This is a genomic window from Pseudothioglobus sp. nBUS_23 (assembly GCF_051201565.1).
GTDB lineage: Bacteria > Pseudomonadota > Gammaproteobacteria > PS1 > Pseudothioglobaceae > Pseudothioglobus.
This window is the reverse complement of the sequence record NZ_CP179200.1, coordinates 328060-350379: the sequence shown is the minus strand read 5'-3', so window position 1 is coordinate 350379 and position 22320 is coordinate 328060. Positions and strand designations below refer to the sequence as shown.

Sequence of the window (22320 nt, the reverse complement as noted above, 5' to 3'; positions counted from 1 at the left end):
AAGAATTGGGTAACATTTAATTTCATATTATATCCATTTAACTTTCATGGAAATTTCAGTCTATATAATTGCTTTTAATGAGGCCGAAAAGATTAAAGACTGTATCAATAGCGTCTTATGGGCAGACGAGATAATTGTTGCAGACTCGTATAGCAAAGATGAAACTGAAGAAATTGCTAAAAGCCTTGGGGCAAAAGTCATTCAAATTAAGTTTGATGGTTTTGGAGATCTAAGAAATAAAGCAATTTCTCATTGCACTAAAGATTGGATTTTTAGTCTTGATTCTGACGAAAGGTGTACTAAAAGTGTTAGAGATGAGATATTATCAATTATTAATTCCGCACCACTAGACATTTATAAAGTTCCACGAAAAAACTTTTTTATGGGCAAATGGGTTAAATACTCAGGCTGGTATCCTAATTACAGACAGCCTCAATTATTCAGAAAAGGTAAGATGTCTTATGATCTTAAACCTGTTCATGAAGGATATATAAGCCATAGTGAAAAGGATATAGGGTATTTAACTAATAGTATATGGCAATTTCCTTTTAAAAATACTTATGAAGTAATTCATAAAGCTAACCGTTATTCATCTCTTGGAGCAAAAAAACTTCAAAAAAAAGGTGTCAAAGGAGGTATCTTGAAAGGCCTAATGCATGGTTTATGGGCATTTATTAAACATTATATTTTCAAACTGGGTTTTTTAGATGGCGGAGCAGGTTTTGTTATTGCTTTTGGTAACTTTGAAGGCACTTTTTATCGCTACGTCAAGCTAGCAGAGATTAGAGCTCAATGGAAACCTCCTAAATCAAATACTATTAAGGATAAAAATTAATGATTACTCCCGTTATTATTTCCGGAGGAAGTGGAACAAGACTATGGCCACTATCTAGAAAAGCTCGACCTAAACAATTTCTAAACTTGATAAACAGTTCGTCTATTTTTCAAAATACAATTCAAAGGCTTCCACAAAATATACAATCCCCCATAGTTGTTTGCAATGAAGATCATCGCTTCTTAGTTGCCGAACAACTTCGTGAGATTAATTGTGCTACTAGTGGAATTATTTTAGAACCAACAGCGAAAAATACTGCGCCAGCAATAACGCTAGCTGCATTAAAATTGTCTAAAAATAATCAAAATGATCCAATTCTGCTAGTACTTCCTGCTGATCATTCAATAGAAGATATTCGTTCATTTCATTCAGCTATTGAAATTGGTAAAGATCTCGCAATGAAAAATAAACTGATTACATTTGGCATCCAACCAACTAGTCCAGATACTGGATATGGCTATATTGAAGCTAATATTGATAATAATAATCCTTACAGCAAAATTAAATCTTTTAATGAAAAACCAAATGAAAAGATTGCTAATACTTACTTCAAGTCTGGAAGGTATCTATGGAATAGTGGTATGTTTATGTTTAAGTGTTCTGTTTTCTTAAAAGAACTAGAAAAATTTCAACCAAAGATTCTTGATGCATGTAAAAAATCTTTTGCTAAAGAGCTTCAAGATCATGATTTTATTAGATTGATAAATAATGAGTTTTTAAAATGCCCTAATTTATCTGTTGACTATGCTGTAATGGAGAATACCAGCAATTCTTTTGTTATTCCATTAGATGCAAATTGGAGTGATATTGGATCTTGGGACAGTTTAATGAAGTCAAAATCTAAAGATAGTTTTGGCAATGCAATAGATGGTGATGTAGTTTTACAAGATGTAGAAAATTCCTTTATATATAGTTCAAATCGATTAATTTCTGCGGTAGGAGTCAAGAATTTAATTGTCGTTGACACAAGTGATGCTCTTCTTGTTTTGGATAAATCTAATTCTCAAAATGTAAAGGATATTGTTAGTAAACTTCAACGAAGCAACCGTCCAGAATTATCTGATAATAGAAAAGTATTTAGGCCATGGGGTTATTTTGATTCTATTGATATTGGTAAAACCTTTCAGGTAAAAAGAATTTGTGTCAAGCCTGGAGAAAAAATTTCACTTCAAAAACATCGACACAGATCAGAACACTGGGTTGTTGTTTCAGGGATTGGAAAGATTACATGTGGAAATGAAATTTTCAATCTCAAAGAAAATGAGTCTACTTATATACCAAAAGGTGAAATCCATAGATTAGAAAATGATGGGGATATTAATCTTGAAATAATAGAAATTCAAACAGGTGACTATTTAGGCGAGGACGACATTATTCGCTTTGAGGATGATTATCAAAGAGATTAACTTTTTCATAGTATTTTTCTAAAATTGAATCAATAGAAATATTATTTACATTTGATTCATCATATAAATATGAAATTTTAGTTCTTTTAGTAGTGAGCATTTCGGGCGCCAATCTTGCTAAAAGTACAATTATATTTGCTTGAATTGCTGTTGCGCCATGAAACAACCCTCCATCACAGCATAATGTCAATCTAGATTTATTAATAACCTCCACTGATTGATTGAAAGTTAACCTGCCAGTCAAATCAAGAAATTTTTCATTAGAAAGCCTCTTAGTAATTTGCCGAGCATCATCTGTAGCATTCTTAGAGCCTATAAAAATAAAATTAGTTTTATTATAATCTTTAATATTTAGTATAAGATCATTCCACCTAGAGTACGTTTTGTATTTCCACTCACCGCCAAGAACTATTGCAACATAATCGCTTGGAACAAGATCTTGAACTATAATCTTATCAAGATCAGAAATTGAAATTAAGTTTTTAGCTATCTCATGAATTTCTCCTTCACTTTTCACGTAGCCAAGCAAATGATTCATTTGATAGAAACTAAAAAGAATTCGATTTACTTCAGGTCCATTAAAATAACCATACATTGACACATATGGAGTTTTTTTTGCTAAGTTGGATTTAGCTTTAATTGTTCTAGAACTATAAGAGTCAAGGATAACTAAGTCATATTTTTCCTTCTCAAGCTCTTTTGTATTTGTAAAAATTCCACTAAAAACCTCATCATCTAAATATAAGTGATAATTTTTTTTATCAGTAAATAAATCAATTTTTCTTCCTTTCAACAAAATTCGACTTGAAAGATCCATAAGACTATCACCCAAACTTGGAGCTGAAAGGTTAATCCAGAGTATATTTTGATGTATTGGCAGAATTTCAAAAATTTCTTTTGTTTTTTGATGCTTTACTGAAATGTAAATTAATCTTTTTAAAAATTTAATATATCTTTTAAAAATATTTTTGTTCCTAAAGTGCTCATCCTTCAAATTAGCTATACTATTTATAAACGGAAGCGTGTATGTCCTTTCAAACTCCATAACTAAGAAACCAACGTTTTATTTCATTAAATATTTTTATAGGATTAATATCGTACAAACACTCACTTCTTCCTTGGTCATTACATCCGGCTTTACCACATGCAACACATGGCAAATTTGATTGGAAAATTGTAATTTGATCATAGGTTTGAATTGTTTTATTCTCCTGAGCTCCGGTTTGCAATTTATTGGACCACGGTGACCACATCTTCAAATTAGTTGGTCCAAATATTGCAAAAATACGCTTATTTTGAGACGCAGCTATATGCATATTTAGAGTATCCATGCCAATGTAAGCACTAGCCAATTCACTTAGAGCTACATATTCTTCGATAGAGGTTTTTCCAATAAGGTCATATAAATTAGGCAGGCTTGGTAATTCTTTTTTAATTCTTTTATCAATAAAATTGTTAGACCCAGTTATTACAATTGGAACCTCAAGTGAATTTAATAATAATAAAAACTGATCTCTTAAGTGTTTAGGATAAATTTTGTAATCATACTGAGAGGAAGGATGAAAAATAATGAAATTCTTAATACCTTTTTGTTCAAGTATTTTATTAACTGAGTTCTTAGCTAGTTTAGATGATTCAATATATCCTTGATTGTCTTCATGTTTAATATTTAGAATGTGTAATGGCTTTAAATTATTTAAAAGAATATGTCTTGTTGGGTCAAAAAAGTAGTAGGAATTCAAAAGTTTCTTTTTCCACCAAGATTTTTTGTGGTTTTTCTCAACTGCACTTATTGATTTTCGCGCAGCAAGGATTGAGTACAAAACACTTCTATCACTTGCTGTAAGGTTGATACTTAAATCATATTTTTTGAATATTGATTTAAAAATTTTTTTTTCCTGAACAAATCTACTATTTTGTTTTTTTTTATATGAAAAAGTAATTATGTTATTTACAAAAGGCAAGGTTTTGGCAATCTGCAATGTGTCTTCGTTTATTAACAAATCAATTTGTGGTGATTTATAGAATTCATAAAGCACCTGTATCAAAGATGAACTCAAAAAAACATCTCCATTAGATCGTTGTATTATTATTAAAATTTGATTAATTTTCTTCAAAATTTTTGTAAAGAAAGGAACTAAAAAAAATGAACACAAGGCTTGTAAAGTGCCCCAATAAATAACTATCACTAAACATTATTAAAAGATACAAAAGTGGAAGAGTAATCCCCATATCTCGAATAAATAAATTTTTTGAAACTAGGGCTAGTTTGACTTGAAAATAAAAAATCGACAAAAAACTTATTAAACCTACTAAGCCAAGTTGAACCAGGATTAAGCTGTACATATTGTGTGGATTAGTTGTAATAGTTCCCTCATAATTTTTATTTTTGATGCTTATTCTCTTAAATTCACTAGGAAAATCTCCTGTACCAACCCCAATAATTGGAGAATCTGAAATGAGATCCCAAGAGTTTTTAGCATAAGAAATCCTTTTGCCAACTGAAGTATTTTTATTTAATTCATATTCTTGTATATTTTGAGCTACAAGATCAACCCTATATTTAAATAAATCACTTGTATGATAAGCGCCAAAGAAAATTCCAGGAATAAGAATTAGCATCGCAAATAAAGATTTAATCTTATCTGAATTAAAGAATTGAAAAATGAGTATCGCAAGCATTCCAAAGTACATCACCTGTCCGGCACGCCCTCCCGTAATAAACATATTAAAAGTCATAGTTACAGCAAAAAAACTGTAGAAGAAAAATTTAATTTTGTCTAATTTTTTATTTAAAAAGATTTCATGATATACAAGATAAATGGCTACAGTTAGTATAGGATTATATGAGACATGACTCATAAATGGTGTTGGATTATTTACCATGTATTGTAAATCTCCTCCTCTCATTACCATTAAAGATAGTGAGTTAGGAATCCTTACAATCTTAAATGGCTCAATCAACTCAAACCATAGTAAATATGAAACTATCTCAGTAAAGCTTATTGCCAATAAAAATAAAGTGACATAGTATTTAATATAATCTCGTTGAACTATAGTGTAAAGAATAGGAAGTAGTAAAATAAAATACCACATTTTATGAAGAATTTTTAGACCCCAAGAAATATCACTAGTCCAAATCAAGCCTAATATGTGAATTAAATAAAAGAAAATACTTGCAAGAAGAAATTTATTACTTGATATTTCATAAAATTTGTTCTTATAGTCCCCAGATAATAGCCAAATTAACACTATCAAAACTATTATAAAATTTGCACCAAATACAGTCAATGGCATCAGAAATGCTAGAGTCATGAGCAAATATTGATAGATTAAATTTAGTCTAGATTTTGGATGCATAAGTGATTATTTTAACTATCTCTATATATAATCAAGATATCAAATTGATTATACTTACTTTGAATTATGACTATAAAGACAATTTTTCTTGATCGAGATGGAGTCATTAATCATGAGGTAAATTATCTTCATAAAATCGAAGATTTTAAATTTATTGATGGAGTTTTTGAATCTTGTAGATACTTTCAGAAACTTGGTTTTAAAATTATAATAATATCCAATCAATCTGGCATTGGAAGAGGCTATTATTCTCTTGAGGAATACTATAATTTAACTGAATGGTTAAAAAATGAGTTTATCAAAAATAAAATAGAAATTTATGATATTTTCTTTTGTCCGCACCATCCAGAAAAAAATTGCTTTTGCAGGAAACCAAAACCTGGAATGTTTTTAAATGCAAAAAATAAGCATGAAATTGACATGAAAAATTCTTGGATGATTGGCGACAAGGAGAGTGACATAAGTGCTGCAAGAAGTTCAGGAGTCACCAATACAATTTTGTTAAAAAGTGGTCATAAAATTGATGAAAATAATACTTCAGCTAAATATATATTAGAGTCTATTAAAGATGCTATTGGAGTAATCCAAAATATGTAAATACTGACCTCTAATTATTATTGAATATATCTCTACTGTAAACTTTATCCTGTGCATCAATAATCTCATTATTTAGTCGATTAGCTAATATCAAATCAGAGGACGATTTAAATACTTGTAAATCGCTGATAACTTCAATGTTATTAAAAAAAACTTCATCTATAGATGGTTCGTAAATCTGAACATGGATTTCGTGCATTTTTAGCCTTTCAATTACACCTAATATTGATGAAAATCTAAAATTATCTGAATCAGACTTCATAATTAATCGATAAATTCCAACTATTTTGGGTTTTTTACTTATGATTGCATTTGCAATATGATCTTTTCGAGTTGAATTAGAATCAACAATAGCTTTTACTAAATTATTTGGAATATTTTTGAAGTTAGTTAACAATTGTTTTGTATCCTTTGGAAAACAATAACCACCATACCCAAAAGATGGATTATTGTAATGTGAACCAATTCTTGGATCAAAGCTCATACCCTCAATAATACTTTCAGTATTTAAATTTTCAATTTCTGCAAAAGAATCAAGCTCATTAAAGAATGCTACTCGCATTGCTAAATAACCATTAGAAAACAACTTTATCGCTTCAGCTTCTGAAGAATTTGTATAAAGAATTTTAATATCTTTCTTAATCGCACCATCAGCAAGTAGCTTTGCAAATTTTTTTGCACGCTCTGACACCTCTCCAACAATTATTCTGGAAGGATAAAGATTGTCAAATAATGCTTTTCCTTCTCTTAAGAATTCAGGTGAAAAAATAATATTAGTAACATCTAAATGTTTTCTTAATGATTCAGTAAAGCCAATAGGAACAGTTGACTTTATAACAATAACAGAATTTTGATTTATTTTAATAATGTCTTTGATTGTTTTTTTAAGATCTTCAGTTTCAAAACTTTGAGTAGCATCATTAAAGTTGGTTGGAACAGCAATAATTATATAATCAGCATTTTTAATAGCCTTATTTTTATCTAAAGTTGCAGATAAGTTAAGCTTTCTAACAGTCAAATACTCTTTAATATAATCATCATCTATAGGAGATTCAAGACGATTCAACATTTGTATTTTTTCTTCAACTAAATCAAGAACTACAACTTCATTTTTTTGGGAAAGAAGTACTGCATTTGATAAACCAACATAGCCAGAACCAATTACTGTTATTTTCATTTATCCAAGTTTTAAAAGTGAATTTGCCATTTTAACAATTTCTTCTTCATCAATATTTGCTATTGAAAAATCATTTTTACTAATCTTAAAAGGATTTACTTCAGATTCAGATTCAATTATTTTATTGATATCTGTCATGAAAGTATTCCTATATCCTGGAGTTGGCCCAAAAATAGTAATTGATGGAATATTTAAAGCCCATGCTATGTGAGTAGGGCCAGTGTCTGGGCCAATCACTAAATGAGCTTTAGAGATTAATGAAATTAAATCATCAAGAGTTGTTCTATTACAAACAGTAGTATTATTTGATAGATTCTTTATTTGCTCACCAATTATTTTTTCCTCATAACTTCCCCATATAATTAAAAAATTAGCATCAATCAATTCAGTTAATTTTGCTAATTTTCTTGCAGGGTATCTTTTTAAATCATCAGACGCACCAGGTATTAAAATAATATTTTTTTTAGAATTTAATACTTTAATGGTTAAATTATTTGAGTGAGAAAACAGAAAAGGAAGTTTGTTTAAAATTTGTTTTTTATAAATAGTTATTCCCATTGCAAACTCTACTATAGAAATATTTCGCTCAATTATATTTTTCTCATAAGGGCAATTAAAAGTAGTGTTATAAAAAATGGATGCGGCCTTCTCCCTAATTGAAAATTTATCAAACCCAATAGTTAATTTTGAAGGAATTAATCGAGAAATTAAAGCTGATTTAATTAAACCTTGCATATCAATAACTAAGTCATATTTTTGCAGCTTACGAACTTTTCTAACTGCTTTAAAAAATGCTAGGATTGATTGTTTCTTTTTAGCTCGCTTTAAGCTAATAGAATGAACACTGTCTATATCTGGATTTGATTCCAATAACTCTTTATATTTCTTTTCAACAATCCAATCAATAGAAATATCACTTTGAGTATTCTTTATAAACTGCAAAACAATCATTGCATGAACAATATCACCTAGTGCAGAAAGTTTTACAATCGCTATTCTCATAAAAACTATTTTACAATGTCACAGTCTTTCAAAGCACCACATATTAATTTACGCATTTAAATGATATAATTTAATCACCCTACATTATGGTCAATTCATATAACTATGAATCTTAAAAATACATTTGATAAACCAACCAATTTTATTCGCAATATCATAGATGAAGACCTTTTGAAGGGTAAATATAATAAAGTAATTACGCGCTTCCCTCCAGAGCCAAATGGTTATCTTCACATTGGTCACGCAAAATCTATTTGTCTTAACTTTGGAACTGCACTAGATTATGATGGATATTGCAATTTAAGATTTGATGACACAAACCCATCAAAAGAAGATATTGAGTATGTCAATTCTATAAAAAATGATGTCAAGTGGCTTGGCTATGACTGGAATGAGGAAATTAAATTTAGCTCTAACTACTTTCAGAAGTTTTATGAATGTGCTCTCGAATTAATAAAGAAAGATTTAGCCTATGTATGCTTTTTGAGCTCAGAAGAAATTCGTGACTATCGAGGCACTCTCAGAAAACCAGGTAAGGATAGTCCATACAGAAATTCAACCGTTCAAGAGAATCTTAAACTTTTTGAAAAAATGAAAGTAGGTGAATTAAAAGAAGGAGAATGCGTTCTTAGAGCAAAAATTGATATGAAATCAAGCTTTATGTGTATGCGAGATCCAACTTTATATCGTATTCGATTTGAAACACATCATCAAACTGAAGATCATTGGTGTATTTATCCAATGTATGACTTTGCTCATTGTATTGGAGATGCTGTTGAAGGAGTTTCCCATTCCATTTGTACTCTTGAATTTCAAGATAATCGAAGAATTTATGATTGGATACTAGAAAATTTAGATGCTTTCAATAAACCTGATAGGCCTTATCAATATGAGTTTTCTAGATTAAACCTTGAATATGCCACAACTTCTAAAAGAAAATTAAAGCTTCTAGTGGATGAAAAGCATGTATCTGGCTGGGATGATCCTAGAATGCCTACAATTTCTGGGCTTAGAAGAAGAGGCTTTACCCCAGCCTCAATAAGAGATTTTTCAGAAAGAGTTGGCGTGTCTAAAGTAAACAGTCTTACTGATATTTCAATATTAGAATCCTCAATTAGAGATGACTTAAATTCTAATGCACCAAGGTCAATGGCAGTAATTAATCCAGTTAAACTTGTCATTGAAAACTATCCTCAAGAAAAAGTTGAATCACTTTTAGCACCTAATCATCCTCAAAATGAAAAAATGGGATCTAGAGAAATATTTTTTAGTAAAGAAATATATATTGACAAAGCAGATTTTCAGGAAACCGCTCCAAATAATAAATTTAAACGACTCGCAATCGATAAAGAGGTTCGCTTAAGGAACGCATATATTATTAAAGCCCTTAGGGTAGAAAAAGATGATAACGGAAATATTACAACTATCTTTTGCTCTTATGATCCAGAGACTCTAGGTAAAAATCCAACTGATGGAAGAAAAGTAAAAGGAGTTATTCACTTTGTAGAGTCTAGTAAAGCACTTCCAGCAGAGTTTAAAATTTATGATCGACTTTTTTTAGACCCTAACCCTTCTAAATTTGAGGACATGTCGATGGTACTAAATCCAGATTCACTTATTATAAAAAATGGCTATGTTGAACCAAATCTTAAAGAGGCTGAGATTCAAAAAGCATATCAATTTGAACGAGAAGGCTATTTTTGTAGAGATATCTCAGATAAAGGCTTGGTCTTTAACAAAACAGTAGGATTAAGAGACACTTGGAATCAATAGTTAATATTTTCTAGCCAATTAGAAAGTTGATTAACTTCAGAATATTTTGTTAAATCAATCTGAAGAGGTGTTACAGATACAAAGTTATTTGATATTGCATTAAAGTCAGTGCCCTTCCCATTGTCATCTTCTTGTCCATTTTCCCCAATCCAATACAATGATGAATCTTTTGGATCTTGAATACTTGGTGCTGATTTATGACGACTTCCTAAGCGAGTACTCTTTATCCCCATAATCTCGCTCATTGGAATATCAGGTACATTCACATTTATAATAGTATTGTTTGACAATGGAGCTTTATAAATCTGCTCAACAAGAACCTTAGCAATATTTCCAGCAGTATCAAAATGATTGCACTCCCAACTTGCCAATGACAAAGCTATAGATGGAAGCCCCAAAAACCTCCCTTCAATGGCTCCAGCTACTGTTCCTGAATAAATAACATCATCACCCAAATTTGCACCAAAATTAATACCAGTAACAACAAGATCAATGGGCTCTTTAATAAAGCCACACAGCGCTAGATGAACGCAGTCACTAGGAGTTGCATTAATAGCATAGACATTATTTTCTATCTGAATTGGTTTTAAAGGCTTTCCTATAGTAAGTGAGCTACTAGCAGCCGATTTATTTTCACTAGGCGCAACGACAATCACCTGGGCAATTTCACTTAATGACTTAGCAAGCTGAATTATTCCATCAGCCTTATAGCCATCATCGTTACTTATAAGGATTCTCATTTAAGAGATATTTAGAGTAACTTTATCTTTTTTTATGCCGACTTTGACAGTTCCACCATTACTTAACCTTCCAAAAAGAAGCTCATCAGCAAGAGGTTTGCGAATTTCTTTTTCAATGAGTCTAAACATTGGTCTTGCACCCATATTTGAATCGTAACCATTTTCAGCAAACCATTTTCTGGCATTATCTGAAACAATTAGCGAGACATTTTTTTGCTCAAGAACATCTTCAAGCTCAAAAATAAATTTGTTTACAACATAAACTACGACCTCTTCACTCAATGAATTAAAGTAGATAATTTCTGAAAGTCTATTTCTAAATTCAGGGGTAAAGGTTTTTTTAAGTTCGCCCTCATAATCCAGAGAATGGTCTTGCTCATTGAAACCTATTGATGCCCTCTGAACGCTTTGAGCACCAACATTTGATGTCATAACAAGTATGACATTTCGAAAATCAACTTCCCTACCGTTTGCATCAGTCAAAACACCGTGATCCATAACTTGAAGAAGTAGGTTAAAGATATCAGGGTGTGCTTTTTCAATTTCATCGAGCAATAGAACAGCATAAGGATTACTATTAACTGCCTCAGTTAAGAGTCCACCTTCATCATAGCCAACATATCCTGGAGGAGAGCCAATTAGCTTTGAAATTGAATGCCTTTCCATATACTCTGACATATCAAAGCGCAATAACTTTACACCCATAATTCTTGAGAGCTGCTTGCAAATCTCAGTTTTTCCGACACCAGTTGGTCCAGCAAAGAGAAATGAGCCCATTGGTTGCTCCACTGGGGATAGACCAGATCTAGACAACTTTATGGCTGTTGATAATGAATCAACTGCACTATCTTGGCCAAATACACCAAGCTTTAGATCATTTTCGAGATTTTTAAGCTGAGATTTATCATCACTACTAACCTGTCTAGAAGGAATTCTTGCAAGTTTAGCAACAATATTCTCAATATCCGAAACACCGATATTAATTTTGCGTTTTGATTTAGGCATTATTTGTTGAAGTGCTCCAACTTCATCCATAACATCTATTGCCTTATCGGGTAATCGCCTATCACCCATATGACGATGAGTTAATTCAGCAGCTGAAGCTAAGGCTGCAGACGAGAATTTAACCTTGTGATGTGATTGATAATATTTCTTTAGCCCATGTAAAATTTTGATTGTATCTTCAACGGAAGGCTCTTCAATATCAATTTTTTGGAATCGCCTTGTTAAAGCATGATCTTTTTCAAAAACTTTTCTAAACTCATCATAAGTTGTAGATCCAATACATTTAAGTGTCCCGTCAGCCAAGGCTGGCTTTAAAAGATTTGATGCGTCTAGCGAACCACCTGAAACACTTCCAGCACCAATTAATGTGTGTATTTCATCTATAAAAAGAACAGCATGTTTATCTTTTTCAAGATCTGTTAGAACAGACTTAAGTCGTTTTTCAAAATCACCTCTGTATTTCGTTCCTGCAATTAATACACCAACATCTAATGAATAAATCGTGGTTTTTTTCAAAACATCTGGAACTTGACCATCAACTATTCTTTTTGCTAGCCCTTGAGCAATTGCAGTTTTTCCAACGCCTGCCTGACCAACAAATAATGGATTATTTTTTCGGCGTCTTGATAAAACTTGAACTGTTCGAAGAACCTCTTCCTCTCGACCAAGTAAAGGATCAATCTCTCCCAGCCTTGCTTTTTCACAAAGATTACTTGTAAAAGAGGCAAGCGAAGATGGTTTAGTTGATTTTTCACCATCAACTTTTTTAGTCTCCTCATCTGGTGAATCCGCCAACTGAGATGAGATACCTTCCATAACGTCTAGCCTAGAGATATTATTAAGTTTCAACATATAAACAGCATGGGATTCTTTCTCAGAAAAAATACTGACAAAAACATTCATAGCATTTACTGAATTTTTTTGTGCGGACTGAGCTTGATAAACACTTCTCTGAAGAACTCTTTGGAATCCAACGGTTGGAACAATATCTATCTCTGCATCTTCTGAAATTATTGGTGTATGTGAATCGATATATTGCTCAAGCTCTGCTCTGAGTTCATCAATATTAACCCTCTTACCTCTTAAGAAAGCTATAACCTCATCCATATTCAGTAACGCTAATAATAAGTGCTCGACAGTAACAAACTCAAGGCGACGATTTCTTGCCTCTGTCATTACCATATTAATTTCTTGTTGTAATCCTTGCTCAATCATAAAATTTGTTTTCTGTAATCATTTTTTCTTTAACTCAATTTTAACATTACTAAATAAGCATTTAATCAAAAAAAAATGGAATTTATGTGGAGATATAAGGTCTTAAATTAGTCTCAATCTGCTCTCAAAGTCTTCACGGTTATGATATCCACCACAAAGTTGACGATAGCCTGTTAAGGATGCTCTTGCATGAAGTACTCTCCAATTATCAAATGTCAAAATCGTCCCTGGCTCGAGCATAAATTCAAATTGTCGACTTTTGTCATTCGCCAAATTATGAAAAAGCTTATAAGCTTCATAAAATTGACCCATTGAATCATTATCAAGCCTAAAAGGCGCTCTATCATGATTATTAAAACTCACCTGAATTACTTTCCCTTGATCATTTAGTCTAAATAAGGGGCGCTTTGCTTCTAGATATGTATCTGTTTTGATATATCTTCCAGGAATATTAATGCTAGATAAAATCTTAAATGACTCTGGATATTCTTTTCTCATTTTTTCAGCAATAGCAAGGCCATCTATCAGCTGATTTTCTCCACCAACTGAATCCTTCTTTAAACAATGAAGAGTTTGAAGGCCAGGAGCATCATGCACATAAGTCCCATCAGTATGTGGCTCAATTGCTAGTGATGTAAAGGCTGTATCATCAGGATTATCAAGTTTATTATCCCAGACCGAAAAACCACCAAAAATAGAGTTTCTTACATAAGCCATTCGCTCCATTAAATCTTTTGTAGCCTGAGAAGTAGCTGGAGCTTCAGAGACTAAAACAAAACCATTTTCTTGAATATACATGAGCCATTTTTTCAAACCTTTATCGCTCATAAAGTCATCATAAGTCATGTTTGGAAAGGTTTTAATTTCACTAGGACAATTCCAAAACGTTTCATTATTCAGATCTTCGGCATTAGGATTGCTGGTTTTTGCCATCGATTCAAGAAGATTAAATGAGACTGAGCTTTCTGTTAAATCTGTCCATCTAACAACAACTTTTTTTGATTTTTGATCAATAACTGTTTCGATTACAGAATTTTGTGGTGTCTCACTAAACACGTCAATTTGTCTCTGCTTTGAATCCGGGTGAAGATCTTTTTCACTCTCGCTATGATCTCTTATCCATAGCCATGGAAAAATCTCATTAGAGCCATCATTCCAAATTATGTTCAATCCATCATTTTGGGGTTTTAATGATTTAATCGACATACATAACTCCTAATTTATTATGAACTAATTTCTCTCAACACTGACATTAATGGTTGGTCATTTTTGCGTGAATATTCTATTACCTGTGAAACTTTTGTTTGAGCTACATCATATGAATATGTGCCACAAACTGCTTCGCCGTCAATGTGGATTTTAAGCATAATTGCTTCAGCTGCCAAGAACTCTTTATGAAAAAACCTCCTCAAGACATCAACAACAAAATCCATAGAAGTATAGTCATCATTTAACAAAAGAACTTCAAATTTATTAGGTAATTTGAGTTTTTGTTTGGCAGTTTTTGATTCAACTTGAGACATCGACATCTATTTAATTTGTAGATTTTTTAATTAACACTGAAGTTGCAATAATTATTACTAATAGAGGGAGGGCAAAAGAACTAAGCAATGGGTTAAATTCAAAGCTTAAAGACATTGCACCTCCGATTCGTGAAATTAATTCGAATGATAATCCAATAGCTACTCCAAAAAATATTTTTCTCCCTAAGGTTGCATCTCTATTAGAGCCAAAAATAAAGAGCATAGCTAATAAAATCATTGCAATAAGTGATATTGGCTTAACAAGTCTTTGATATAACTCCACCTCAAAGACTCCAGCTCTCAATTTATTGTCAGTTAAAAACCGAATCTGCTTGATAATTGTGTATGTAGAAAGATCTTTTGGTTCTTTTTCAAGACTGGAGATTAAGTCCTGATCAAAAGCCACACTCTTGCTGTAAATATTACGTTCTTTTAAATCAATTTTTTCAAATTTATTTTTTTCACTTATTAAATAAATATCAGTTTCATTGAGGCTTAGTGACTTACCATCAAAATTTGCGCTTTCTGAATTAAAAATACTTTCAATCTTATTTGATTTATTAATCCCGAAAATAGTAATTCCACTAAATAAGCGTCCATCAACATTATTTTCAACATTAATAAAATTATCACCATCTCTAATCCAAAAACCATCTTGATTATTCGATAAACTAGCTTGGCCCAAAGCATTCGCTCTCTCACTTTCGGCGTATTTCGTCAAGACTGGCGCTAAGACTTCACCAATAAATATCAATAAAAATATTAAGACGAGTGCATTTTTTACTGTAATCCAAACAGTTCTTAATACCGATAAACCTGATACTCTAAAAATAAGAAGTTGCCCTGTAGAAGCAAGGTGCCCCATCCCTAGAAGACACCCAAGCAAAATTACAGCTGAAGCTTGATCATAAGCAACCTCTGGAATACGTAAAACAATAAATTTAATAGCCTCAATAATAGTATAGTTTGAAGTTCCGACTGAATTTAATTCAGATAGGAAATTAAAAAAACTATAAATGCTTAGCCAAACAAGCATAACGACTAGTGAATACATTAATAGTGTTTTAGCGATATAACGGTCTCTGATTTTCATTAAAATACCACATTGTAATTATTCATTTCAAAACATATTTTTCTATATGCCTAATATTCATCATCATAAGATTTTGATTCTAGATTTTGGCTCTCAATATACTCAGCTTATAGCAAGAAGGGTTCGAGAGATTGGTGTTTATTGTGAACTGGTTCCATATGATGTAAACGTCCATTTTATTAAAAATTTTAATCCTAGTGGAATTATTCTCTCCGGGGGTCCTGATACGGTAAGTGAAGTGGCCTCTGCTAAAGCGCCACAAATTGTATTTGAACTTGGTGTTCCCATCTTAGGAATTTGTTATGGGATGCAAACTATGGCGGTTCAGCTTGGTGGAGAAGCCAATATCGCCAATAAATCTGAATTTGGTTTTGCTCAAATTCGTGCTAGAAATCACTCAGGACTATTGAATAAAATTTGTGATGAAATAAACCCTAACGGACATGAAATATTAGATGTTTGGATGAGCCATGGTATTGAGGTAACAAAATTGCCACCAGGTTTTGAATTGATTGCATCAACAGATAATTGCCCTATTGCAGGATTTGCGAATAAGGATAAACATTATTATGGCCTGCAGTTTCACCCAGAAGTAACTCATACTAAACAAGGAGTAAAAATTCTAGAAAGATTTATTACAGGGATTTGCAATTGTGAACTTGCTTGGACTACTGAAAATATTATTGAGGATTTGATACAAAAAATAAAGCTACAGGTTGGGAAACAAAATGTTCTCTTAGGTCTTTCTGGGGGTGTTGATTCTTCAGTAGTTGCAGTTCTTCTTCAAAAAGCAATTGGTAATCAATTGACTTGCGTGTTTGTAGATAATGGCCTACTAAGACTTAATGAGGGTAACGAAGTAATGAAAACCTTTAGTAAGAATCTTGGAGTTAAGGTTATTAGGTCAAATGCTCAACAATATTTTTTCAAAAAACTCTCAAATGAGAGTGATCCAGAACTGAAAAGAAAAATTATTGGCAATGCATTTATAGAAATTTTCGATCAAGAGGCAACCAAGCTAAAAGATATTAAGTTTCTTGCTCAAGGAACTATATATCCTGATGTTATTGAATCTGCAGGGGCTGCATCGGGTAAAGCAAAAGTAATCAAATCTCATCACAATGTAGGTGGTCTTCCAGAAAATATGAGATTTGATTTGGTAGAGCCTCTCAAAGAACTTTTTAAAGATGAAGTAAGAGAAATTGGAGTAAAAATTGGGCTTCCAAAAAAAATGTTGTTTCGTCATCCTTTCCCTGGCCCTGGTTTAGGTGTAAGAATTCTAGGCCCAGTCAAAAAAGAATTTGCAGATATTTTAAGATTGGCTGATAGTATTTTTATGGATGAACTCCATAACTTTAATTTATATGACAATGTAGATCAGGCTTTTGCTGTTTTTCTACCTGTGAAATCAGTTGGAGTTACTGGCGATGAAAGAAGATATGATTATGTAATCGCTTTGAGAGCTGTAGAGACTATAGATTTCATGACTGCAAGGTGGGCAAGACTTCCATATAACTTTCTAGATTATGTCTCAAATCGCATCATGAACGAAATCAACAGAGTTTCAAGGGTAGTGTATGATATTTCTGGAAAGCCACCCTCCACTATCGAATGGGAATAATAATATCGTTTTGTGTTTTTAAAATTTCAAGTGAATGAAATATCGTCCTGAAATTGATGGTCTAAGGGCACTTGCTGTTCTTCCAGTTCTTTTATTTCATGCAGGATTTTCTCTCTTCAGTGGTGGTTATGTTGGAGTAGATGTTTTCTTTGTCATTAGTGGCTATTTAATTACTACTATTCTAATTAATGATCTTGAAAATAACCGTTTTAGCATATTAAACTTTTATGAACGTCGAGCAAGACGGATATTACCAGCACTGACCTTTATGATGCTTATCTGTATTCCATTTGCCTGGAATTGGATGCTGCCATACCAGACAGACGTTTTTGCAAAAAGTCTTATATATGTTAGTCTATTCGCATCCAACATCTTTTTTTGGCGAACAGGTGGTGATGGATACTTTACTCCAAATACTGAAGAAATTCCTCTATTGCATACATGGAGTTTGGGAATTGAAGAGCAGTACTATTTATTATTCCCAATCTTTCTTTTATTAACTTGGCGATTTGGTAAGAAGCGTATATTTTGGATGCTTGTTATGGTTGGAATATTGAGCCTAGGTATTAGTGAGTGGGGCTGGAGAAACGAAAGAATAGCTAATTTTTATCTCACGCCAACAAGAGCATGGGAGCTGATTAGTGGTTCTATTGCAGCATTTATTATAATAAAACGAGGAGTACAAACTAATAATACATTGTCATTAATTGGACTTGCGGCAATTTTATTCTCTATCTTTGCGTATGATAATAACACTCCTTTCCCAAGCATCTACACACTTGCTCCAGTTTTAGGTGTTGTTCTGATAATTCTATTTGCTGACAAGCAAACATTTGTTGCCAAGGTATTAAGTACAAAATTATTAGTAGGCATTGGCTTGATTAGCTACTCAACTTATTTATGGCATCAGCCACTATTTGTATTTGCAAGACTACGCTTGTTAGATCCCCCGTCAATTAGTTTATATCTTGTACTTTCCATTACCTCTTTATTATTAGGATTTCTAAGCTGGAGATTTATTGAAAGGCCATTCAGGAATAAAAACTTCTTAACAAGGGATAAGATTTTTGTTTATTCAATTCTTGCATTACTGATTCCTATAATAATTGGTAAAGCAATTCAAAATAACTCAGACTATTTTTTATATCAAATTACAGAAGATGGAAAGCCCTATAAATATTATGGTTATGATAATTACAATGATCCAAGAAATGCACCAATTGGCTACATCAGTTGTAAGGGTGGTTTTAATATAACGCCTGAATGCGGCTTTCGTGATTTTAATGATGATGGCAATCTGTCAGCTAATAATATAGTTTGGGGTGATAGCTATGCTCAACATGCAATTGAATTTGTCCAATTAAATGAAGAAGGCTCAACTGCTCAAATTTCTTTACCAAGTTGCCCTCCTTTTCTTAGCCAACTTGAAATGCCAGACTCTAGTAGGGGAGCTAATTCAATAGTCGAGTGTCAATTATTCAATCAAAAAGCTCAAGAATACATTCGCAATAACGGTAGTATCAATAATCTCATAATTAGTAGTCGATTCTATTATGTAAAAAATTTGTCAAATGATGAAATAATTAAAACAGCTAGGTACTTTAAAGAACAACTTGATAATTATTTAAAAACCTTCAGTCGTCAAATAAATGTTAAGATTTTTCCACCTCCATATACTCCACCTTATGATCCTTCTTCATGCGTCAATAAAATATTAGTTCATGGCTATAAAACCTATGATTGTGATTTTCAAATTGACAATTTAAGTAATCTTTCTAATAAGCAAAACTTGTTTATTAATGAACTAAAAAAAATGGGGCTATCGATTTACCCATTAAATGAACTAATATGTAAGGATGGCATCAAATGTTCTGCATTTATTGACTCGGTTAGAATCCATAGAGACAATACGGGACATCTCACTAATATATCTAGTAAATACCTAGGGAATAAATTAAGAGAACAAAGAAACCTTCATTTAGATTGAATGGTTTTTATTACCTGCATATCTAAATGTTTTTATCTTCAATTTTGGGCTTATATATTTCAAAATACATTAACACCACAGAAAGAAATGAAAAGATAAATTTGTAACAAGATTTAAATAAATATACTAGTTTTCTCATGAGGATTAATTCGTGACTGATGCTCTAATTACTGGCTTTATATTGGGACTAACATTAATAGTTGCTATTGGTGCTCAAAATGCTTTTGTTTTAAGACAAGGAATTCTTAGACACCATATCTTTTATATTTCATTATTTTGTTCACTCGCTGATAGCTTTCTTATTTTTCTTGGGGTTATAGGTATTTCATATTTCTTGAACAATTTTTTTTATGAGTATTCAAAAATAATTTTTGGTTTAGCATCACTTTGGCTTTTTGCTTATGGAGTAATAAGACTTAGTTCAGCATTCAAGACAAATTCATCTTTAGCTGTCCCAAGCTATGAAGCACCTAACCTTCTTAGTTCAATTTCAATTATTAGTATTTTTACTTTTTTAAACCCACATGTCTATCTTGATACTGTAATCTTAATTGGCTCAATATCTCAGCAATTTTTTGGTATCAACAGGATATATTTCGCAATCGGTGCCTGTAGTGCAAGTTTTTTATGGTTTTTTTCTCTTGGATATGGTAGCAAGATACTTACTCCTATAATGCAACAACCTAAACATTGGAGAACTCTCGATCTCATAATAGCATTTATTATGTTTGTGATTTCTTATAAACTTGCGTCTCAAGGTGGCTGGCTTTAATCTTTAGATCAATAAAAATTCTATGAATAATGATGAAAAATGGATGAAAGTTGCTATTAATGAGGCTAAATTAGCAATGAAAGAAAATGAAATTCCAGTAGGATCTGTCTTGGTTCAAAATGAAAAAATAATTGCTCAAGCTCATAATCAACCCATTAAAAATAACGATCCAACTGCTCATGCAGAGATTCAGCTTCTCAGAAAAGCTGGCAAGGAAAAAGAAAATTATCGACTAGTTGACTCTACTTTGTATGTAACACTTGAGCCATGTGCAATGTGCTTTGGAGCAATGATACATGCTCGTATTGAGAGAATTGTGTTTGGTGCATCAGACCCAAAAACAGGCGTTTGTGGCTCATGTATGGATCTCAACAAAGAGAACTTTTTTAATCACAAAATTTCTATTACTGGAGGGGTTTTAGATAAAGAATGTAGCGAGTTACTAAGATTATTTTTTAAGTCAAAAAGATTATAGCAATAGTTATTACTACACTGTGTACATTCCACCGTTAACATGCAGGGTTTGTCCCGTAATATACGATCCACCATCACCAGCAAGGAATAATACTGCCTGAGCAATTTCATCAGTAGTTCCTAATCTTCCCATGGGGATTTGCGAAGCTAAAGCTTCTTTTTGGTCATCTGGGAGACTATCAGTCATATCAGTTTCTATAAAACCAGGAGCGATTGCATTGACTGTAATGCCTCGGACTCCAACCTCTCGAGCTAACGACTTTGTAAAGCCGATCATGCCTGCCTTTGCTGCTGCATAATTTGATTGTCCAGCATTTCCCATTGCTCCAACAACTGAGGTGATAGATATAATTCTGCCTGAACGTTTTTTAATCATGCCTCGCAGAACTGATTTTGACATCTTATAAACCGAAGAAAGATTAGTATTGATAATATCTTCCCACTCATCTTCCTTCATTCTTAAAAGAATATTATCTCTAGTAATACCAGCATTATTAACTAATATATCAATTGATCCAAAATCTTTTTTTATGCCCTCTCCAAGACTAGCGATTTGATCATTATTCTTAACATCAAGCACAATGCCTTTTCCTAAAATTTGATTATCAACTAGCATTTTAGAAATATTTTCTGCACCCGCTTTAGAAGTAGCTGTTCCAATTACAGTTGCGCCTGAACTACCTAGAGTTAATGCGATTGCTTTTCCAATTCCTCTAGTGGCACCAGTAACAAGAACTATTTTCCCCTCAAGCATTTGAAATATCCTCAATCGTAGATTTTAATGAATTAACATCTATTATAGCTGAAGCACTTAGTGATTTATCTATTCGCCTTGTAAGACCGGATAAAACTTTCCCAGGGCCAGCCTCAATAAGCCTGTCAACACCTAACTTTCTCATTTTTAGAACAGATGATGTCCAAAGTACTGGTCTATATAGCTGCTCAACCAACTTGGACTTAATTTCTTCAATATTTTTCGAATACTCTGCATCAACATTGTGAATCACTTTAACATCGTTCATTCTAAATTCAATACTATCCACTGAGTTTCTAAATTCATTCGCAGCATCTTTCATTAAAGAGCAGTGAGATGGCACACTGACTGGAAGAACTAATGCTCTTTTTGCTCCAGCCTCTTTTAAAAGCTCACATGCATAAGTCACAGCTTCTTTTTCACCAGCAATAACAACTTGACCTGGTGAATTAAAATTAACCGCCTCTACAACACCTTTGTCACTTGCATTTAAGCATTTTTCGATTATTAGATCGTCATCAAGGCCAAGGATGGCTGCCATTGAACCAGCTCCATTGGGAACAGCAGACTGCATAACCTCACCCCTTTTTCTAACTAACCTTATCGCATCAAAAAAATTTAAAGATTTTGATGCCACAAGCGCTGTATATTCACCGAGACTATGACCAGCCATCGATTCAGGCGCAAGACTGATTTCTTCAGATAGAATTTTATAAGTAGCATAACCAGCAGCTAACATGACTGGCTGCGTATTTTCTGTGAGATTAAGTGCCGCCTGGTCTTCATTAGCTATCTTCCAAAGATCCACATTGATTGCATCACTGGCCTCTTGAAAAGTGTCATTAATAATAGTGAAATTTTGATTTAAGTCAGAGAGCATCCCTAATGATTGAGATCCTTGACCTGGGAATACAATTGAATATTTCATATTAGTAGTAATTATAAAAGGATTATTAATAAAAAAGCGCCATAAGGCGCTTTTTAAG

Annotated in this window: 20 protein-coding genes; 8 read left to right on the top strand and 12 right to left on the bottom strand. The window is 32.4% G+C overall.

The genetic code is table 11. The features are described 5' to 3' along the window. Positions 1-46: 46 nt before the first annotated feature. Positions 47-835, top strand: coding sequence for a glycosyltransferase family 2 protein (locus ACMAZA_RS01745; RefSeq protein ID WP_435189482.1), 789 nt, complete (start codon positions 47-49; stop codon positions 833-835). Further along, positions 835-2241 (top strand): mannose-1-phosphate guanylyltransferase/mannose-6-phosphate isomerase, encoded by a 1407-nt coding sequence (locus ACMAZA_RS01740; protein ID WP_435189480.1) that lies wholly within the window; start codon positions 835-837, stop codon positions 2239-2241. The genes ACMAZA_RS01745 and ACMAZA_RS01740 overlap by 1 nt, the downstream gene beginning before the upstream one ends. Here ACMAZA_RS01740 and ACMAZA_RS01735 read toward each other — a convergent pair. The 3 genes from ACMAZA_RS01735 to ACMAZA_RS01725 are packed head-to-tail and all read right to left on the bottom strand — an operon-like array spanning position 2207 to position 5556. Beyond that, positions 2207-3286 (bottom strand): glycosyltransferase family 9 protein, encoded by a 1080-nt coding sequence (locus ACMAZA_RS01735; protein WP_435189479.1) that lies wholly within the window; start codon positions 3284-3286, stop codon positions 2207-2209. The two genes, ACMAZA_RS01740 and ACMAZA_RS01735, sit on opposite strands and share 35 nt — an antisense overlap. After that, positions 3276-4301 (bottom strand): glycosyltransferase family 9 protein, encoded by a 1026-nt coding sequence (locus tag ACMAZA_RS01730; protein WP_435189477.1) that lies wholly within the window; start codon positions 4299-4301, stop codon positions 3276-3278. The genes ACMAZA_RS01735 and ACMAZA_RS01730 overlap by 11 nt, the downstream gene beginning before the upstream one ends. Positions 4302-4344: 43 nt before the next feature. Next, positions 4345-5556: an O-antigen ligase family protein gene (locus tag ACMAZA_RS01725; protein ID WP_435189476.1), complete on the bottom strand. Its 1212-nt coding sequence runs from the start codon at positions 5554-5556 to the stop codon at positions 4345-4347. Between the two features lie 111 nt (positions 5557-5667). Between ACMAZA_RS01725 and gmhB the strand changes: the two genes are divergently transcribed. After that, positions 5668-6198, top strand: coding sequence for a D-glycero-beta-D-manno-heptose 1,7-bisphosphate 7-phosphatase (gene gmhB / locus ACMAZA_RS01720; RefSeq protein WP_435189475.1), 531 nt, complete (start codon positions 5668-5670; stop codon positions 6196-6198). A 10-nt stretch (positions 6199-6208) separates the two neighbouring features. Here gmhB and ACMAZA_RS01715 read toward each other — a convergent pair whose 3' ends face one another. Together ACMAZA_RS01715 and waaC are read right to left on the bottom strand one after the other, a co-directional pair. Continuing rightward, complete coding sequence (locus ACMAZA_RS01715) at positions 6209-7375, bottom strand: nucleotide sugar dehydrogenase (protein WP_435189473.1); 1167 nt, start codon at positions 7373-7375, stop codon at positions 6209-6211. Beyond that, entirely contained in the window at positions 7376-8377 is a 1002-nt protein-coding gene (waaC, locus tag ACMAZA_RS01710; protein WP_435189471.1) for a lipopolysaccharide heptosyltransferase I, read from the bottom strand. It lies immediately after the preceding gene. Between the two features lie 105 nt (positions 8378-8482). On the opposite strand from waaC, the gene ACMAZA_RS01705 reads away from it, so the two are divergent. Further along, a complete protein-coding gene (locus tag ACMAZA_RS01705) occupies positions 8483-10150 on the top strand; it encodes a glutamine--tRNA ligase/YqeY domain fusion protein (protein ID WP_435189470.1) in 1668 nt (555 codons plus the stop codon). On the opposite strand, the gene surE is transcribed toward ACMAZA_RS01705, so the two are convergent. The 5 genes from surE to lptG form a co-directional block, all read right to left on the bottom strand. After that, positions 10144-10890: a 5'/3'-nucleotidase SurE gene (gene surE / locus ACMAZA_RS01700; protein ID WP_435189468.1), complete on the bottom strand. Its 747-nt coding sequence runs from the start codon at positions 10888-10890 to the stop codon at positions 10144-10146. The genes ACMAZA_RS01705 and surE overlap by 7 nt on opposite strands. Then, entirely contained in the window at positions 10891-13110 is a 2220-nt protein-coding gene (gene clpA, locus ACMAZA_RS01695) for an ATP-dependent Clp protease ATP-binding subunit ClpA (RefSeq protein ID WP_435189467.1), read from the bottom strand. 102 nt (positions 13111-13212) lie between these two features. Next, positions 13213-14316 (bottom strand): trimethyllysine dioxygenase, encoded by a 1104-nt coding sequence (locus ACMAZA_RS01690; RefSeq protein ID WP_435189465.1) that lies wholly within the window; start codon positions 14314-14316, stop codon positions 13213-13215. Between the two features lie 17 nt (positions 14317-14333). Further along, positions 14334-14633, bottom strand: a complete 300-nt coding sequence (locus ACMAZA_RS01685; protein ID WP_435189463.1) for an ATP-dependent Clp protease adaptor ClpS — start codon at positions 14631-14633, stop codon at positions 14334-14336. A gap of 10 nt (positions 14634-14643) precedes the next feature. Continuing rightward, entirely contained in the window at positions 14644-15726 is a 1083-nt protein-coding gene (gene lptG, locus ACMAZA_RS01680; protein WP_435189461.1) for an LPS export ABC transporter permease LptG, read from the bottom strand. Positions 15727-15772: 46 nt separating this feature from the next. On the opposite strand from lptG, the gene guaA reads away from it, so the two are divergent. From guaA to tadA, 4 genes are all read left to right on the top strand, one after another. Then, complete coding sequence (gene guaA / locus ACMAZA_RS01675) at positions 15773-17347, top strand: glutamine-hydrolyzing GMP synthase (protein WP_435189459.1); 1575 nt, start codon at positions 15773-15775, stop codon at positions 17345-17347. A gap of 34 nt (positions 17348-17381) precedes the next feature. Then, entirely contained in the window at positions 17382-19334 is a 1953-nt protein-coding gene (locus tag ACMAZA_RS01670; RefSeq protein WP_435189457.1) for an acyltransferase family protein, read from the top strand. Between the two features lie 151 nt (positions 19335-19485). After that, on the top strand, positions 19486-20106 hold the full coding sequence (locus ACMAZA_RS01665) for a LysE/ArgO family amino acid transporter (protein ID WP_435189456.1): 621 nt from the start codon (positions 19486-19488) through the stop codon (positions 20104-20106). A gap of 22 nt (positions 20107-20128) precedes the next feature. Next, entirely contained in the window at positions 20129-20581 is a 453-nt protein-coding gene (tadA, locus tag ACMAZA_RS01660) for a tRNA adenosine(34) deaminase TadA (RefSeq protein WP_435189455.1), read from the top strand. Between the two features lie 12 nt (positions 20582-20593). Here the strand turns inward: tadA and fabG are convergent, their stop codons facing one another. Both fabG and fabD read right to left on the bottom strand, forming a co-directional pair. Next, the gene (gene fabG / locus ACMAZA_RS01655) at positions 20594-21334 is read right to left on the bottom strand and encodes a 3-oxoacyl-ACP reductase FabG (protein ID WP_435189453.1); all 741 of its coding nucleotides are present in this window, start codon (positions 21332-21334) and stop codon (positions 20594-20596) included. Next, positions 21327-22262 (bottom strand): ACP S-malonyltransferase, encoded by a 936-nt coding sequence (fabD, locus tag ACMAZA_RS01650; protein WP_435189451.1) that lies wholly within the window; start codon positions 22260-22262, stop codon positions 21327-21329. Before fabD ends, fabG begins: the two co-directional genes overlap by 8 nt. Between the last annotated feature and the right edge of the window lie 58 nt (positions 22263-22320).

Coding starts and splice junctions, on each gene's coding strand:
- ACMAZA_RS01745 (WP_435189482.1), top strand. CDS start 47: ATGGAAATTTCAGTCTATATAATTGCTTTTAATGAGGCCGAAAAGATT.
- ACMAZA_RS01740 (WP_435189480.1), top strand. CDS start 835: ATGATTACTCCCGTTATTATTTCCGGAGGAAGTGGAACAAGACTATGG.
- ACMAZA_RS01735 (WP_435189479.1), bottom strand. CDS start 3,286: ATGGAGTTTGAAAGGACATACACGCTTCCGTTTATAAATAGTATAGCT.
- ACMAZA_RS01725 (WP_435189476.1), bottom strand. CDS start 5,556: ATGACTCTAGCATTTCTGATGCCATTGACTGTATTTGGTGCAAATTTT.
- gmhB (WP_435189475.1), top strand. CDS start 5,668: ATGACTATAAAGACAATTTTTCTTGATCGAGATGGAGTCATTAATCAT.
- ACMAZA_RS01715 (WP_435189473.1), bottom strand. CDS start 7,375: ATGAAAATAACAGTAATTGGTTCTGGCTATGTTGGTTTATCAAATGCA.
- waaC (WP_435189471.1), bottom strand. CDS start 8,377: ATGAGAATAGCGATTGTAAAACTTTCTGCACTAGGTGATATTGTTCAT.
- ACMAZA_RS01705 (WP_435189470.1), top strand. CDS start 8,483: ATGAATCTTAAAAATACATTTGATAAACCAACCAATTTTATTCGCAAT.
- surE (WP_435189468.1), bottom strand. CDS start 10,890: ATGAGAATCCTTATAAGTAACGATGATGGCTATAAGGCTGATGGAATA.
- clpA (WP_435189467.1), bottom strand. CDS start 13,110: ATGATTGAGCAAGGATTACAACAAGAAATTAATATGGTAATGACAGAG.
- ACMAZA_RS01690 (WP_435189465.1), bottom strand. CDS start 14,316: ATGTCGATTAAATCATTAAAACCCCAAAATGATGGATTGAACATAATT.
- ACMAZA_RS01685 (WP_435189463.1), bottom strand. CDS start 14,633: ATGTCTCAAGTTGAATCAAAAACTGCCAAACAAAAACTCAAATTACCT.
- lptG (WP_435189461.1), bottom strand. CDS start 15,726: ATGAAAATCAGAGACCGTTATATCGCTAAAACACTATTAATGTATTCA.
- guaA (WP_435189459.1), top strand. CDS start 15,773: ATGCCTAATATTCATCATCATAAGATTTTGATTCTAGATTTTGGCTCT.
- ACMAZA_RS01670 (WP_435189457.1), top strand. CDS start 17,382: ATGAAATATCGTCCTGAAATTGATGGTCTAAGGGCACTTGCTGTTCTT.
- tadA (WP_435189455.1), top strand. CDS start 20,129: ATGAATAATGATGAAAAATGGATGAAAGTTGCTATTAATGAGGCTAAA.
- fabG (WP_435189453.1), bottom strand. CDS start 21,334: ATGCTTGAGGGGAAAATAGTTCTTGTTACTGGTGCCACTAGAGGAATT.
- fabD (WP_435189451.1), bottom strand. CDS start 22,262: ATGAAATATTCAATTGTATTCCCAGGTCAAGGATCTCAATCATTAGGG.